This is a genomic window from Micromonospora sp. USAFONa4, assembly GCF_057197825.1.
In genome coordinates this window covers 340,648-355,570 of the sequence record NZ_CM170072.1, presented here as the reverse complement: position 1 = coordinate 355,570, position 14,923 = coordinate 340,648, and the positions used below count along the sequence as shown (strand labels likewise).

The window sequence follows — 14,923 nt, the reverse complement described above, 5'->3', positions numbered from 1 at the left end:
GGGGGGCACCTTCGACGCCAGGGGCGATCAACTGCGCGTTGACCTCGTGGACCAGGTCCCATAGCGGGCCGCTGGTCACGATGTCCTCACCCTGTCCGCGTTTGCCCCGCGAGGCGCGGTAGAGCGTCCTCACCGTGTCGCCGAAGCCGATCACCACCCCCGCGAGGTGTGCCCCGTGCAACCGCAGCCGCCGCATCCCGACCAACACCTGGTGAACGCGGGCGAACAGTGGAGCCGGTCCGGTTTCCATATGGAAGCGAGCCACCTCCACACCCACTTGGCGTGCCTCCCCCAACTGCTGTCCGGCGTCGTGCGCCACGACTGTAGATCAACTGGCGGGGGTCCAGGGGGCGGGTCACCTGCCCCTAGGATCTCTGGCATGCAGGAGGCTGCGCCGGGCGGTGGCGCTCGCGGCGGTGCGGGCCGCCGTGGAGGTCGACGCCCTCGCCGACGAGCGGCGCCTGCTGCTGCGCCGGCACGGCGAGCGGCTGCTGGTGGCCCTGGAGGCGGGCGAGGACGACGCCCCGGACACCCCGGCCGCGCCGGCCCTGCTCGATTACGCCGACGCACTCGGCAAGGCAGCCGACCGGCTCGCCGCCAGCGAGGTGCTGCCGAGCCCGGCGACGGTGCTGCGTACCCTCGCGACCGTGACCGCGCCCGGCGGGGCGGCCGACGCGATCGACGAGCGGCGACGGGTGCTGCTCGCGGCGGTGGCCTCGGAGCGGGCCGCCGCGACCGCGCGGCTGGAGCTCTATCCTCGCGACCTCGACCCGGTGCGGGCGCTGCGGCTGGCCCAGGCCGGTGTGGTGCCCCCGGCGACCGGGCCCGACAGCGACGCGGGCTGACCCCCACGCAGGTCGCCGACCGGGTGGCCGCGCCATTCCCGGAGCTGGAGCCGTTGCCGCCGCATCCGAGGCTGGACCGACTGCTCGCCGAGGCCGGTTTCGAGCTGCGCTGGGACAGCGACCGGTACGTGCCACCGCCGCCCCGCAACGCCTCGTCCTCCATGTCGATCATGCAGCGTCGCCCGTCGGCGACGGCCGCGCCGAGCCGGTGGACGGCCGAGTCGCCGGAGCTGGCGGCGGCGATGCGCGCCGAGGAGCGGCTGACGGGCGCCAGGACCGCCGGTGGGTTCCGGGCCCTGACGGCACGCCTCAACCGGTACGCCCCGGCCCGCGAGGAACTCATCCGGTGTTTCGACGCCCGGCCGGTCAACGTGGCGGCCCGCTTCCTGGACCACCTGCACGCCCTGGTCGACGCCCGTCCGAAGCCGACCTGGGAGACGGTGCTGAGAGCCGACATCGCGGAGCCCGGCTCCCGGCCGGCGATCAAGCTGGGCGAGTACGTCGAACAGGCGTGGCAGCTCGCCGTGCCCGAGTTGCGCGCGGAGTTGCGGGCCGGCGAGGGGCCGGTGCTGCTGCACGACGCGGCGGTGCTGGCGCGTTACCGGGCGGTGGACCGGCTCCACGAGCTGGCCGACGCGGCGCGGGGCGGGGCGGACGACGTGTGGCTGCTCTGCCCGATGGAGGATCCCGCTCTGCTGCCCAAACTGGATGGCGGGGTCGTGCGGGTGGGTGACAACGATTGGATCGCCCTACCGGACGCCCGGGTCGTCAACGCTCACCGCAGCGCAGTCACCGCGTGACGCATGAGCGTCCGCCATGGCTTCGGCGGCTCGGACCGCGTCGTTGCCCGGAGCCTGGAACGTCGTGCCCGCGTACGCGGGTGCCTCGTGCGCGAGGGCCTCCATGTTCTCCGGCTCGCGGGCGACGGCGAGAGCCGGTGAGCCGCGCAGGTCCCACAGGCCGGCCTCGACCCAGCAGAGCTGGCGGTACTTTCCCGGCGCCATGGCCTGCGAGCCGAAGTCCCACCCGACGGCCGAGACGGGCCTGCCGGCGAACTGCCGTCGGGCCCGCTCGCGGTAGGCGTCCCTGGTGATCGTCGCGGGGTGCAGGAAAGACAGGTCGAATCCGTTCTCGGCGAGCCCGAACGCGGCCAGGCCGAAGAGCATGGTGCACTCGATCCCGCTGCCGGCGCAGTAGTCGGCAACGCGGGCCGCACCGTGCAGGGCACCGGCGTACGACAGCACGTACAGGCGGCGGACCGGGTGGAATCGCCGGTACTCCCGCAGCGCCGCCACGATCGTCGCGCCGGAGGCGACGGTGTCGCCGATCAGCAGCGTCGAGCCGCCGGCGTCGAACCGCGCGTAGGACACCTCGACCGTGGCGTCGTCGGAGGCGACGGCCACCCTGCTTGTGGAGACCAGGTTCGCTGGCAGGTTCCGGCCGGCCTCGGCGGCGACCGCCTCCGCGAGCTGGTAGACCAGGCCCTTACTCAGGATGATCAGCTCGGCGAGATCGGCGCCGTCGAGTTCGTCCCGGATGTGCCTGAGGAACTCGCGGCTGCTGGCGAGGCACGCGCGCCGGAACGGCAGGTCCGTCAGGTTGCGGTTGAACAACAGCGTTTCCAGGTGGCGGTTGTGCACCAGGTGAAGTCCCGTCACCCCCGTCCTGGCGCCGATCGGCTCGACGGTACTGGACCCCGTGTCGGCGATCATGCCGTCGTGCTGGGCACTCGCGCGGCGCCGGCCCTGATCCTTCGGAGCGCGTCGAGCATCGGTGCGTCGATGTCGAGCACGTTGTTCTCGTACTCGTCCAGTGCGGCGGACAGCCAGGCAGGGCGCGGTTGGGCCGCCCTGGGTCGGTCGGCCAGCGCCACGAGGGCGCGACCGGCGGCGGCGAAGTCGTCGACCACCTTGGTGGCGAGCGCCGCCACGTGCGGATGCACGTAGTCGGTCACCCGCACCCCGCGATATTCCAGGACGTCACTGCGGTACTGCGAATTGCGGGGAGCAACCACGATCACGGGCGTTCCCAGCGTGACCGCTGCCGCCATCTCGACGCCGATGCCGATGCCGCGGCGTACCCGCGCGTCGACGACGACCGCCGTCGCCACCATCACCTGGTACATGTCCCGGCCGAACTGGCCCAACGTGTTGCCCGCGTCCGGAATCGGGTCGTCCGGATTGAGGAAGACGACGCCGCAGGGAGCCGCCCCGCCCGCGACCTCCTCCCGCTCCACATCCGTCCAGCAGGGGCGCTGCTGGTCACCAGCGCCTTTGACGATCGATCCGGAACAGTAGACGGAGATCAGCATCATCGTGCCCTTCGGTCGGGATCTGTGTGGTTCAACGTGACATCGAGCCTGTTGGCGACGACGGCCACCACGGTCAACGCCTCCTGGATGGTTGCCGCGTTCTGGAACCTGATGCGCTTCCGCCCCCGGATCACCGCCTCGCGGAGCTGGGCGCGGAGCACCGGATGCTGTGTGGCGGTGGCGACTGTGCCGAATTCGGGAGTCGAGCGCAGGGAGAGCAGATCGGGCCAGCGGGCGCTGCGGTGGACGAAGTCGTGGATGCCGAGCCATCGCAGGCCGAGGTCGAACGAGCGGGCGGACAGCACGCGGTCCGCGAGCGACATCCGCAGCTGGCGGATGCCGCAGGAGAAGTCGCCGAAGTCGAAGTCGGCGACGATGGCGGCGTCGAGGTCGCACAGGTAGCTGGCGAGGTATTCGCGGGACAGGAACATGTCGATCCTGGCCCGTTCCTCGGCTCCCAGTGTCACCGGCACTGTGGCCCGGACGAACCGGCTGATGAAGGCCTGCCCGTCGAGTCGATCGGGCACCTCGTGCAGGTGTGTCTCGACGTCACCGGCCATCGGGGGCCAGCGACCGGCGATGCTGGCGAGCGTCGTGGCCAGCTCGCCGTCCGGCTGTAGGGCGGTGCCCCAGCTCTGGCCGATGTCGGTGGCGGTGTTCTGCGCGTAGCGGGGCCGCCAGACGAGGCCGTCGGTGAGACTGCGGTGCGGGGTCAGCTCGTAGGGATTGCGGGCGTCGCGGCGGTATTCGACGGCCTTGTGCTCTACATAGGAGTCGAGGTCGGCGATGTGCGAGGAGTAGTGGACCACGCCCCGAACCACGAGTGGCCTGATCCGGGTGAGGAAGACCGACAGGCTCGGCACCTCGAACAGGTACGACGCGGGAAGGATCAGTTCCTCGTCGGTGGCGAGCACGGCCAGCCGCGTCGCGTGCAGCGCCTGGGACAGATCCGCCTCGGTGAAACGGGCCGTCGGTGGGCGGCCGTAACACGACCGGATCTCCGGATTCAGGTACTGCAGGAAGATCGGCCGTTCGCGATCATAGGTCAGCGGCGCGGCAAAGCGTTCCTCCGGATAGAAGCTGAGCTGCTGCCCTGTCACGTGCAGATGCAGGTCCCGGCCTGCGACATAGCCGTCGCGCCGTGCGCTGACATCCTGCTGGGGCGCGGTCACGCGTCACTCATGGCGCCCGGTCGGGGCGGCCCACTGTGAGATCGCGGCCTGCGGTGTACGAATCCCGGCCGGCGGTCACATTCTGCTGCACGGCGGTCGACAGGTCGACGCCTTCGCCGGCCGCCCGAACTGCGGCGACCAGGTCCCGTACCGCGACGGCGAAGCCCGGATCCTCCTCCAGCCGGGCTTGCAAGCGGCCCTCCCACCGGGCCGCCTCCAGGGCGGACGCCGTGTCCCTGCGGTCTGGTGATGCGGCCAACATCCGTTCGCGCGAATCTTCCAGGACCCGGTCCGCGCGGGCCACCGACTCCGTCCCGTCGCGGCCGAGAATGCGTGCCGCGTGTTCCTTCACATTGAGCCACACGTCCGAGGCCATGGCCTGGATCAGAGCGGCGCTCGCTGCGGCGGCCAGGCCTGATGCCGACAGGTCGTCCATGGATCACCGCATCTGTCTTAATGGCGCACACCGGGAAACGCCTAGTATGCCAACGAGAATATGTCTGTCAAGGACAGGCGCCGCCTTCCCGATATAGGTCCAGTACCTCTGGAAGCCGTCGTTTCCAATGGGAAACCGTCGATTGCTTGTGCAGCGGGGTGTGTCGAAGCTGATCGCTGTGCGCCCCGCGCTGTCGGCATCACGACAGTCCGCTCCGGTCGAAGAGCGGTGGCAGCGGACGGAAAGGCCTACGTGAACAGCGACAACAGCGCGGTCTGCTCTGGCGTGAGGCGTATCGGGGCGTCCGCCCCCGAAGTGGGAAAACCTGGGCCACCTCGAGGTCGCCTCTGCGGATGCTCGTCGCGATCCCGATCTTCACACCCCTGGCCTTGAGTGTCTCGAGCAGGCGGCGACTGTCGAGAAGGTACGCCGTAGAGATTCGCCACCCGTGGTGTCGCACTGCGCCAGGGGGTCGGGCCGGGCCGCTGAGCCAATTGGCGCAATGGGTCGGTCACGAGGTTGATTCTTCGCGTTGCGTGCTGGTCTGACCAGTCACGCGCCGCTAATTTCTGTCTTACGACCTTCGCGCGGCAGCACGTCGCGGCTTTATGGGATTCTCACATCGAATCCTGGCTGATCGGCGGAGACCAAATGTCGCTCACCGCGATCATGGGCCGTCGTCAGATCGCACCGCACCTTGAGCGGGGGAGAATCGCCGGCGTCGACACGCTCGTCGCCTTCTTCAACCCACCCCTCCGCCTGCGGTTGACCTACCACCGGGGGCGGCTGACCAGCGTTCCCTACCTGCACGGAACGGTCGTGCCGACGATCAGAACCGGGCCGGCGATGGGGCGGAGGCCGTCGAGTTGGACGTATATCTCGCGCTTGTCGGTCGCCTCGCCGCGCCGGTTCAGGACGTAGCCGGTCAGCCAGATCCAGCCGGCGTACTTCGGTTGGTCGGAAACTGAGACGACGCGGAAGGTCAGGGCGCGGTCCCCGGCGAACTGCACCGAGGCCCGGCCGTCGACGACGAGCAGGTCGCCGGGGGAGGGACGCGCGGTCACCAGTGACCGGAGTTGCGGTGGTGCTCCTCCGGCGGCCGGCACTCCCGCGCGTGCATGGTCTGCCAGTCGCGCAGCGCCCGCCTGATCCGGTCGTTCTCCTGAGTGAGCAGCCGTACCGTCTCGTTGAGCATGGCCAGCTCGTCGGCCACCCGGGTCTGGAACTCGCGTACCTCCGCCTGGTCGACGCCGCGTCGACGCGCGGCGAACTCGCGGGTCCGCACCTCGTGCGGCGTCAACCGGCCCGGGTAGCCGGCGGGATGGGGCTGAGCACCTCGATACACCTGAGCCACGATGATCCTCTCCAGGGCAGGCGGGAGCGCGCAGGCTCCGCGCGGTGGGGTCTGGAAGGGCGGGTCGTCCGCGAGGGGGCCGCGGACGACCCGCCCGCTCGGCCGCCGCAGCCCGATTCGGCGGTACGACAGCAGAGCAGCCGGACGGGGCCGGAACGGGCACGGACACCTGGCCCCGACCTGGGGGTGCCTCTGCTCCTTGTTGCCACGCAAGGGGAGAGGCGCGTCCCTCAACTTAGCTGTCCCAGTCATCTGAGTCAAACGATGAGTTGTTGTGAGGTGTCGTTGCGTGATCGAATTGGCGTGCCACGCAGGGGGAGCCATGCCGATCATCGCCGACTACATCCGGATCGCCGACGCGCTCGTCGCCGATATCAGAGCGAAGAAGCTCAAGCCGGGGGACAAGCTGCCTTCAATCACGCAGCTTGCTGCGACGTACAAGGTCAGCCCGTCCACCGTCAAGCAGGTCTACGTGCGGCTCGAAGCGCTGCGAGTGATCTGGCGACACCAGGGCAAAGGTGTCTTCGTGAACGACCCGAAGCTCTGGATGCGGGAGCCGTAGGTAGCGGGCCGACGAGTCCGCTTGCCGCTGACTGGCAGGCTCCAGCCATGGGAAGCATCGTCACGCAGTTGCCCGCCCTCATCGGCGTGCTGGTCGGTACCATCGGCACGATCGTCGCCACCTCGCTCGCCGATCGCAGCCGGTGGAAGCGGAACCAATCCGTTCGCTGGGATGACCGCCGACTCGACGCGTACGTCGAGTTCGCGCGGGTGATCAAGGAGATCCACGCCGTCGCCGGGCGCATGCTCGTGGATGAGCGACCCCACTCGCGCGGGCACCGGATGGACCGGGAGGAAGGCCTCACCCGTCTGGCCGACGCGGACGTCCGGCACACGTTGGCCTGGGAGAGCGTCCTGCTGCTCGGAGACGCCTCGACCGTGTCGGCGGCCCGTGAGTGGCGGAACGCCGTGTGGGAGATCGAGCGGGTGGCCCGCGGGCTCACTCGGGGGAACGACAACGACCTCGACGAGCTGCTGCACCGGGCCAACGAGGCGCGGGACACCTTCTACCGGGTCGCCCGTGGCGGCCTCAGCGTCCGTGGCGGCTCGGTCGCCCAGGCCGGGGTGCTCGAAGCGAGGCTGGACGAGAACCGGGTGAGCAGGGCGTCACGGCAGAGCCCGGAGACGTCTGCGTAGGCCCCAATCGGGCGCCGAGCGCGACCCGGAGACCCCGTCGCGCGCAGGTCTCGACGGGCTACCGGAGCGCTCCGTTGTAGATGGCGCGGGGCAGGCCGAGCCACCACGACGCCGCAGAGCGCACGGGCAGCGGGGCACGCGTGTCGTCACGCAGCGATCGGAGCAACGCGGTGTGGCGGGCCTGCCCCAGCCCGTAGACCAGGCCGTGCAGCGCCGCCAGCGATGCGTCCGCGCGCCGCCGGTACCAGAGCCGTGAGTGGTGCTGGATGGCGGTGCGCCAGTAGTGGTCGCTGCTGCTTCCGGCGATATGCCCGATGGCTCTGGTTGCCGCGAGGGTGACGGTGGGCGACAGGCCGTCAGCTGTGGTGAGCCTTTCGATGACCGGACGCTGCTCCGGTCCACCAAGTATTCGCAGACCCTCGATCATGGCAGAGGCCAGGCCGACGTCCCGATTCCTCAGGGTGCCTCCTCCGGTGATCTCCGTGCAGAGTGCGGTGGCGATCGGTGTGCGGTACGGCGTGCCGGACAGGAGGATCGCCGCGTACAGGCGTTCGTCGAGTACGGGACTGTGGAGCATCTCGCCGATGAAGGCTGGCAGCAGCCGGTCGTGGAACGTCGGCAGTTCCCGGGGCATGCGTGCCAGCGTGGCGTTGACGAGCCGGTCCACGAGGAGGCTGTCGGGCCGGAGGCTTGGCGCCGGAGCCGGCGCCACCGGCGACCGGGGCTTCGCTGCCCGGTCGGTGGGTAGGCGGCGCAGCAGTTCCGTGGCGAGCTGTCGGGCATCCAGATATCCGCTCTCGTTCCCGAGCATGTCGTGCACGACAGGTGCGAGACGTCGAAGCTGTGGCTCGTCGAAATGCCCGTAGCGGATCTTCCGTACCGACGCCAACAGCGCACCGTACTGGGCCCTCGCGTTGACGGGGTCCGTCAGCTGGTGGAGTACGTGCCGACTGGCGTCCGGGTGGGAGCTGATGTCGAGCACGCTCACGACCTCGATGAAGACCTGGGAAGTGCGGTCGGCGGCCATGCTGGCACAGGCGGCTATCGCCGAGGGCTGGCCCACAGGATGGGTGAGCAGCCGGTTGAAGGCCTCGTGACGCTGCATCCACGCCACGCCGTCGGACACCGTCATCTCCACGAGCAGACGCTGTGCCAGATCGCTCCAGGCCGAGCGGGGAGTGATCAGGTGCCGAGGGGAGGCGGCCAGGTAGCCCGTCAACTCGTCCCAGTCCGCGCCGGTCACCGTGTCGTCCGATCGGGCGAGCTCCATCAGTTGCTCAAGCCGGGGCAGACACGCGTCGTCGAGCACGTCGGGACGAGGTCCTGCCAGAGTGCCCTGGCCCGGGGTGGGCGCGCAGTAGCGCAGTACGGTGTCCACCAGGGGGACCAGGGATCTCGTCGGCAGTGCGAGCAGTTGTTCGTAGCGGCGGATCGCCAGCCGGGGAACCCGGACGGCGGCGGTCTCCCAGCGGGAGATCCGGTACTCGCTCGTACGCTCCGGCCAGCAGCCGCCCTGGAACGCACCCGCGAAGGTGGCTCCGCGCACCCAGCGTTCGTCCTCTCCATACAGTCGGTTGATCCGGAGCAGCCAGGCGACCCGGTCCTGCTGTGGGGACCAGCCCGGCCTTGCGACCGTCGGGCGAGGAGTGCGGCGGGGCCTGCCCCGGTGACCCGCTGACACGCCTGGGGTCTGCACGCCCCATTTATTGCACGGCCAGTCACTGTGGGCAATGAACCGACCGCAAGCCGACAACCTCGTGGAGGCTGACGTCAGTCCACCAAGTAGGAGGTGTCAGCCATGAGGAGCAGAATCCTTACGGTCGTCTCGGCGGTCCTTCTCGCCGCTGGCGGGACTGCGGTGGGGTCGTCCCCGGCCGCAGCGGCCACCACCGTCAGCGGTCAGGTCACGTGCGTCGGCAACGACTCCGTCACCGGCGTCTTCATCAAGGCGGAGAGCGGTGGCTCTGGTTGGGCGTCCTGGTCGACGCCCGTCGTGTCCTGGACGGCGAACTACAGCTACAGCCTGCCCAACGGAGGCCGGTACCAGGTGCACGTCGGGTGCGGCGGCACCTCCCAGAACTGGGCCACCAACAACAAGAGCGGCTACGTCAGCGGCACCAGCAACTCGTTCACCTGCTACCCGTACGCCAACGCGGGTTGGAAGTACCTGACCTGCCAGCGCACCTGACCTGGGGGAGCGGCGACGAGCCGCAGGTCGGGCGCGTCCGCTCGCCGCAGCCGTGGCAGCTCCTCCGCGATGGGGCCGGGGTCCGCACGGGTCCAGGCTCCATGTCCACCACTCCGGCGACCGCCGGGGTGGTGGACGGCCTGGACCGTTCGTCTGCGACGCCGACGGCGTCGCCCGTGGCACGCGGGTGGCTGCGGACTCAGTTCGGGTGGGGTGGTTCGTCGAGGATGGCGCTGAAGCGTTCCTCGGCCAGGTCGAGCTGCCCGAGGATGTGCTCCTTCACCGGCGCCGACAGGGGAGTGTCCGGCCGGGTGACGAGGTCCCGGTAGACCGGCACGAGCGGCCGGTACTTGCGGGCCGACGAGGTCACCTTCGGGCCGACGGTGTGGATGACGCCCACCCCGTTGTCCGTGAAGTCGGAGATCTTGATGACCCGCGCCCACGGCTCCCGGTCGAGGCTGGCCGCCACGTGCTCCCGGTACTGGACGTGCTTGTCGCGCCCCGGGTCGTACGCCGGATTGGTGACCGCGCCGACCAGGCGGGCCACCCGCGGCCCGAACCGCTCCGCGAGCACCGCCAGTGCGGCGGCGGTGGCGTCGTCTCCGGCCTCCGCGGCGGCCAGCTCGTCGGGGTGGTCCTCCACCGCGTCGTGCAGCAGGCCGGCGACGATCACGTCCACGTCGCGGACCTGGTAGTGGTGCATCATCCGGATCGCCACCCGCAGCAGGTGGTTCAGGTAGGGCTCGCGTACCCGCCGGTCGTCGCGGTGCAGCTCGGCGGCCAGGTCCAGGGCCTCGGTGAGTCGTTCCCGGGCGGCCTCGTCGAACGCGCGCAGCTCCAGCCGGAACCGGGCCAGCAGGCCGGGCTCGCCGTGGATCTCGGTGATCGCGTGCATCGGCATGGTGGCCAGGTAGGCGGGAAACTCCATCCGCCACTTATAGCCGATCTTCACCCTGCCGGGGGTCCCTGCCGTCGGCCACCCGACGCCGGCACCCCCGGCCGAACGCACCGCGGCGTCCGGCCAGGGGCAGCCCGTCAGGTGCCGGAGACGCGCTTGACCAGGCGTACGGTGGTGCCGTCGGCACTGCCGGCGACGGTGGCCTCGTCCATCAACCGGGTCATGATCAGCCGGCCACGGCCGCGCTCGCTGTCGTCGGGGCCCGCGTCCCGCCACCCGCCGGTGTCGCTGACCACCATCTCCAGCCGGTCGGCGCGCAGCCGCCCCCGGACGGTGACCGACGCGTCCGGGGCGAAGCGGTAGCCGTGCTCGATGGCGTTGGCGCACGCCTCGCCGGCCGCGATCAGCACCGCGTCGACGTCGGCCTGGCCGATGCCGAGGCCGGTCAGCCACTCGCGCAGCGCCTCCCGCGTCGGCGCGAGCTGCTCGGCGTCGGCGGTCAGCGCCGCGGCGAAGACCGCCGGCTCCCGATGCCGGTAGACCAGCACCGCCACGTCGTCGTTGCGGGTGTCGGGCAGCAGGTCCCGGACCATCCGGTCGGCCAGCGCGCCCTCGGGCAGTTCGCGACCCTGGGTGAGCGCGGCGACCGCCCGGGAGATGCCGGCGTCGATCAGTTCGCGGCGCCGCTCGATCAGCCCGTCGGTGTAGAGCAGCAGCGTCGAACCGGACTGCAGCCGCGCCCCGGCTTCCGGCCGGCGGGGCACCGTGACGCTGGCCAGCGGCACCGAACCGGCGTGGGTCAGCAGTTCGGCGGAGCCGTCCGGGTGCACCAGGATGCCCGGCGGGTGGCCCGCCGAGGAGTAGCGGAGCACGCCCAGCGAGCGGTCGATGATGGCGCAGAAGACGGTGGTGCAGGCGCCGCCAGGCACCATCCGGGCGAAGTCGTCCAGCGCGGACAGCACCTCGGCGGGGCTCTTGGCCTGCAGGAGCAGGGCGCGCGACGCGCTGCGCAGCTGCCCCATCACGGTGGCCGCGGGCAGGCCCCGCCCCACCACGTCGCCCACCACCACACCGACGAGGTCGCCGGGAAGCTGGACCACGTCGTACCAGTCGCCGCCCACCTCGAGCGGCGCCACCGCCGGCTGGTAGCGGGTCGCGAACCCGGCCGGCAGGTCGACCGGGCCGAGCATCGCCCGCTGCATGGCCAGGGCCACCGTCCGCTGCGTCTCGAAGGCCCGCGCGCGGACCAGCGCCTGGGCCAGCGCCGCGCAGAGCTGTCGTACGAGCGGCCGGTCCACCGTCTGCACCGACCGGGGCGGGTCCAGCTCCAGCCACACCCCGCCGGGTGCCCCGCCCGGCTCGACGCGTGCCCCGAGCGCGGTCACCCGGCCCGCGTCGTCGACGACCAGCTGCGGCTCGCCCTCGGTGGGCAGCCCGTCGAGCGCCCGTTGCACCTGCCCGGTCAGCGTCAGGCCCTGGGTCACCGCGAGCGGCGTGCCGGCGGCGTCGGCGCATACCGCCAGGCCGCGGGCGCCGTCCAGCAGGGTGCACAGCTCGGACAGGCCGGCGTCGAGCACCTCGGCCACGTCGGTGGCGCGGGCGAGCCGGCCGGAGAGCGCGGCCAGGGCGGACTGCTGGGCGGCGGCGCGGACGTCGGCGGTCACGTCGCGAAGGGTGGCGACCCAGAGGCGGCGGCCGGTACGCGGCTCCCGCAGCGAGTTGTAGACCGCCTCGGCCCAGATCCGGTGCCCGTCGGCGTGCCGCAGCGGCAGGGTGACCCGGCCCCGGCCGGAGCCCCGCGCGGTGCGCAGCACGTCGATCAGGAGGCGCCGGTCGCCGGGCGCGGCGTCGGCTTCCGGCCACCACGGGTGCGGCGGCGCGACCGGCGCCGCCAGCTGGGTGGCGCCGACCAGGCGGCAGAACGCCTCGTTCGCCTCGACCAGCGCGCCGTCGGCGTCGACCACGGCGAACGCGTCCTGCAACGACTCGATCAGGGCCGCCCGCCAGGTCGCCTCCTCGTTGCGCAACCGGGCCAGCTCCAGGTGCGCGCCGACCCGGGCCAGCAGCTCCTCCGAGGAGAAGGGCTTGGCCAGGTAGTCGTCGGCCCCGGTCCGCAACCCCTCCACTGCGGCCTCCCCACCGGCGCGCGCGGAGAGCACGATGATCGGCAGCCCGGCGGTACGCCGGTCGGCGCGCAGCGCCCGGACCAGCCCGAAGCCGTCCAGGCGGGGCATCATCACGTCGGTCAGCACCAGATCGGGCACCCGCTCGGCGATCCGGTCGAGCGCCTCCCGGCCGTCGGCCGCGACGATCACCCGGTGGTGGGGTGCGAGCAGGCTCGCGAGGAACGCGCGCAGGTCGGCGTTGTCGTCCACCACCAGCACCGTCGCTGCGTCCCGGGCGTCGTCGTCGGTGGCGTCCGCCTGGGCGGGCGCGGCCTCCGGCAGCCAGTGCAGGGCCTCGGCGACGTACGTCTCGTGGGCCCGCTCGCGGCGCGTGGCCGAGGCGGTGGGCCGGCCGTACGGTAGGCGGACGGTGAACGTCGAGCCCTCGCCCTCGACCGAGCGCACGCTGACCTCGCCGCCGTGCAGGTGGACCATCTCCTGCACCAGCGCCAACCCGATGCCGGTGCCCTCGTGCGACCGGCCGCCCGCGCCGCGCACGCGGTGGAAGCGGTGGAACAGCAGCGGCTGCTGGTCGGCGGGGACGCCGACGCCGGTGTCGTCGACGGTCAGCGTGACGTGCGCGTCGTCGCCCCGCAGCCGCAGCCGCACCGCGCCGGCCAGGGTGTACTTCAGGGCGTTGGAGAGCAGGTTGACGACCACCTTCTCCCACATGTCGCGGTCCACGTACGCGGTGCGCGGCAGCGCCTCGACCTCGACGCGGTAGGTCAGCTCGGCCTGGCGCATCGCGTACGCGAACGACTCGGCGACCCCGGCGGTGAGCGCCGGCAGGTCGGTCTCCACCCGTTCGGGGTCCAGCCGGCCGCCCTCCAGGCGGGCGAAGTCGAGCATGTCGTCGACCAGCTTGCGCAGCCGGCCGGTGTTGCGGTGCACCAGCTCCAGGCGTTCGCGCTGGCCGGCGGGGAGCGGCTCGCGCCGGTCGGCGAGGCTCTCCCGGACCGGCCCGGCGATCAGCGTCAGCGGGGTGCGCAGCTCGTGGCTGACGTCGGTGAAGAACTCCGTCTTCGCCGCGTCCAGCTCGGCCAGCGCGGCGGCGCGACGCCGCTGTGCCTCGTACGCCAGCACGTCGCCCAGCGCCGTCGAGACCCGGTTGGCCACCAGGTCGAGGAAGCCGCGGTACGCCTCGTCGAGCTCGCGGAAGGGGCTGATGCCGACGACCAGCACGCCGGCCGGGTGGGTCTGCCCGGTGGCCAGCAGGGGCAGCACCACGACCTCGTCCACGGGCACCCCGACGACCGCCCCGGCCCCGGCGCGGGGGTCGCCGGGCAGGGCCACTCCGCGGACCCGCGCGGGGCGACCGGTGCGCGCCACCTCGCCGATCTGCGGCAGCCACCCGGGACCCGCGGCGGCGTCGTCCTCGGGCACGCCGACCGAGGCGGCCAGGACCAGTTCGTCGTCGGACTCCCGGCTGCCGCCCGACCCGGGGCCGGTGAGGTGGCTGCCGTCGTCCGGCGGCACGCCCCCGGGACTTAGGTAGATCATCGCGGCGGGCAGGTCGGCCGGGCTGCCGGTGAGGACGCGGGCCGCCGCCCGGACGGCGTCGCGGGTGGTGTCCGCCGCCGCGATGGAGATCGAACCCAGCTCGCGCAGCGTCTCCAGCCGCCGGTCACCGAGCACCCGGGCCGTGACGTCGGTGGTGGCCACGAAGACGCCGGGAACCCGGCCGTGCCCGGCGCGTACGGGGCTGTAGGAGAAGGTCCAGTACGTCTCCTCGAGGTAGCCGTGCCGGTTGAGCAGGAGCAGTTGGTTCTGCGCGTAGGTGGCGCCGCGGCCGGCGAGCACGTGGTCGGTGAGCGGGCCCAACTCGTCCCAGACCTCCGCCCAGCACCGCGCGCCCGGCTGACCGATCGCGGCCGGGTACTTGTCGCCGAGCACCGGCGTGTACGCGTGGTTGAAGATCTGCACCAGCTCGGTGCCCCACCACAGCAGCATCGGGATCTTCGACGGCAATACGGTGCGCACCGCCGCGCACAGCTCCGGCGCCCAGGTCTCCACCGGGCCCAGGGCGGTGGCGGCCCAGTCGGTGGCCCGGTGCGCGGCGCTGGTCGGGTCGTCGCCGGCGAAGAGGTCGTCGACGGACGCCCCGGCGCCCGCCGGTCCTGCGGCGCCCCGGTCGTCCCGGTCGCCCAGTGGGGCTGCCACGCGCTGCTTGGAATCCACGTCCCGGCCCCCTGTCCCCGCGTCGGTCTCCGGGTCGCAAGCAGCCGCCGTGTCCTGCCCCTCATCGTCCCGCCGGAGTCACTTTCCCCAACCGGTCACGCCCGAACCGTCGATCGACGTGACCCGACCCGCACCCTGACCGGCAGCCCGCCGAGCGAGAACTGCATGATCGCCAGCGG

General features: G+C 71.8%; 14 protein-coding genes. 5 read left to right on the top strand and 9 right to left on the bottom strand.

Translation table 11 applies throughout. The annotated features are described in order from the left end of the window. Window positions 1-401 precede the first annotated feature (401 nt). Together AC0OO9_RS01510 and AC0OO9_RS01505 are read left to right on the top strand one after the other, a co-directional pair. Window positions 402-845 (top strand): hypothetical protein, encoded by a 444-nt coding sequence (locus AC0OO9_RS01510; RefSeq protein ID WP_484514951.1) that lies wholly within the window; start codon window positions 402-404, stop codon window positions 843-845. A 23-nt stretch (window positions 846-868) separates the two neighbouring features. Then, window positions 869-1,645 carry a hypothetical protein gene (locus tag AC0OO9_RS01505; protein WP_484514950.1) on the top strand — a complete coding sequence of 259 codons (777 nt, stop codon included), beginning with the start codon at window positions 869-871 and terminating at the stop codon, window positions 1,643-1,645. Here the strand turns inward: AC0OO9_RS01505 and AC0OO9_RS01500 are convergent. From AC0OO9_RS01500 to AC0OO9_RS01475, 6 genes are all read right to left on the bottom strand, one after another. After that, a complete protein-coding gene (locus AC0OO9_RS01500; RefSeq protein WP_484514948.1) occupies window positions 1,595-2,557 on the bottom strand; it encodes a hypothetical protein in 963 nt (320 codons plus the stop codon). The two genes, AC0OO9_RS01505 and AC0OO9_RS01500, sit on opposite strands and share 51 nt — an antisense overlap. Beyond that, window positions 2,554-3,156, bottom strand: coding sequence for a hypothetical protein (locus tag AC0OO9_RS01495; RefSeq protein WP_484514946.1), 603 nt, complete (start codon window positions 3,154-3,156; stop codon window positions 2,554-2,556). The genes AC0OO9_RS01500 and AC0OO9_RS01495 overlap by 4 nt, the downstream gene beginning before the upstream one ends. Continuing rightward, the gene (locus tag AC0OO9_RS01490) at window positions 3,156-4,328 is read right to left on the bottom strand and encodes a hypothetical protein (RefSeq protein ID WP_484514945.1); all 1,173 of its coding nucleotides are present in this window, start codon (window positions 4,326-4,328) and stop codon (window positions 3,156-3,158) included. Before AC0OO9_RS01490 ends, AC0OO9_RS01495 begins: the two co-directional genes overlap by 1 nt. Before the next feature lie 7 nt (window positions 4,329-4,335). Beyond that, a complete protein-coding gene (locus AC0OO9_RS01485) occupies window positions 4,336-4,764 on the bottom strand; it encodes a hypothetical protein (RefSeq protein ID WP_484514943.1) in 429 nt (142 codons plus the stop codon). An 800-nt stretch (window positions 4,765-5,564) separates the two neighbouring features. Further along, window positions 5,565-5,828 (bottom strand): hypothetical protein, encoded by a 264-nt coding sequence (locus AC0OO9_RS01480; protein ID WP_484514942.1) that lies wholly within the window; start codon window positions 5,826-5,828, stop codon window positions 5,565-5,567. After that, the gene (locus tag AC0OO9_RS01475) at window positions 5,825-6,118 is read right to left on the bottom strand and encodes a DivIVA domain-containing protein (protein ID WP_484514941.1); all 294 of its coding nucleotides are present in this window, start codon (window positions 6,116-6,118) and stop codon (window positions 5,825-5,827) included. The genes AC0OO9_RS01480 and AC0OO9_RS01475 overlap by 4 nt, the downstream gene beginning before the upstream one ends. Window positions 6,119-6,440: 322 nt before the next feature. On the opposite strand from AC0OO9_RS01475, the gene AC0OO9_RS01470 reads away from it, so the two are divergent. Next, on the top strand, window positions 6,441-6,680 hold the full coding sequence (locus AC0OO9_RS01470) for a winged helix-turn-helix domain-containing protein (RefSeq protein WP_327031231.1): 240 nt from the start codon (window positions 6,441-6,443) through the stop codon (window positions 6,678-6,680). Between the two features lie 47 nt (window positions 6,681-6,727). Beyond that, window positions 6,728-7,315, top strand: coding sequence for a hypothetical protein (locus tag AC0OO9_RS01465; RefSeq protein ID WP_484514939.1), 588 nt, complete (start codon window positions 6,728-6,730; stop codon window positions 7,313-7,315). Between the two features lie 58 nt (window positions 7,316-7,373). On the opposite strand, the gene AC0OO9_RS01460 is transcribed toward AC0OO9_RS01465, so the two are convergent. Beyond that, window positions 7,374-8,861, bottom strand: a complete 1,488-nt coding sequence (locus tag AC0OO9_RS01460) for a hypothetical protein (protein WP_484514937.1) — start codon at window positions 8,859-8,861, stop codon at window positions 7,374-7,376. Window positions 8,862-9,113: 252 nt separating this feature from the next. Here AC0OO9_RS01460 and AC0OO9_RS01455 point away from each other — a divergent pair, with 252 nt between their 5' ends. Continuing rightward, entirely contained in the window at window positions 9,114-9,503 is a 390-nt protein-coding gene (locus AC0OO9_RS01455; RefSeq protein WP_484514935.1) for a hypothetical protein, read from the top strand. A 199-nt stretch (window positions 9,504-9,702) separates the two neighbouring features. Here the strand turns inward: AC0OO9_RS01455 and AC0OO9_RS01450 are convergent, their stop codons facing one another. Together AC0OO9_RS01450 and AC0OO9_RS01445 are read right to left on the bottom strand one after the other, a co-directional pair. After that, a complete protein-coding gene (locus tag AC0OO9_RS01450) occupies window positions 9,703-10,431 on the bottom strand; it encodes an HD domain-containing protein (RefSeq protein ID WP_484514933.1) in 729 nt (242 codons plus the stop codon). Window positions 10,432-10,538: 107 nt separating this feature from the next. Next, window positions 10,539-14,726, bottom strand: a complete 4,188-nt coding sequence (locus AC0OO9_RS01445) for a SpoIIE family protein phosphatase (protein WP_484514932.1) — start codon at window positions 14,724-14,726, stop codon at window positions 10,539-10,541. Window positions 14,727-14,923 lie beyond the last annotated feature (197 nt).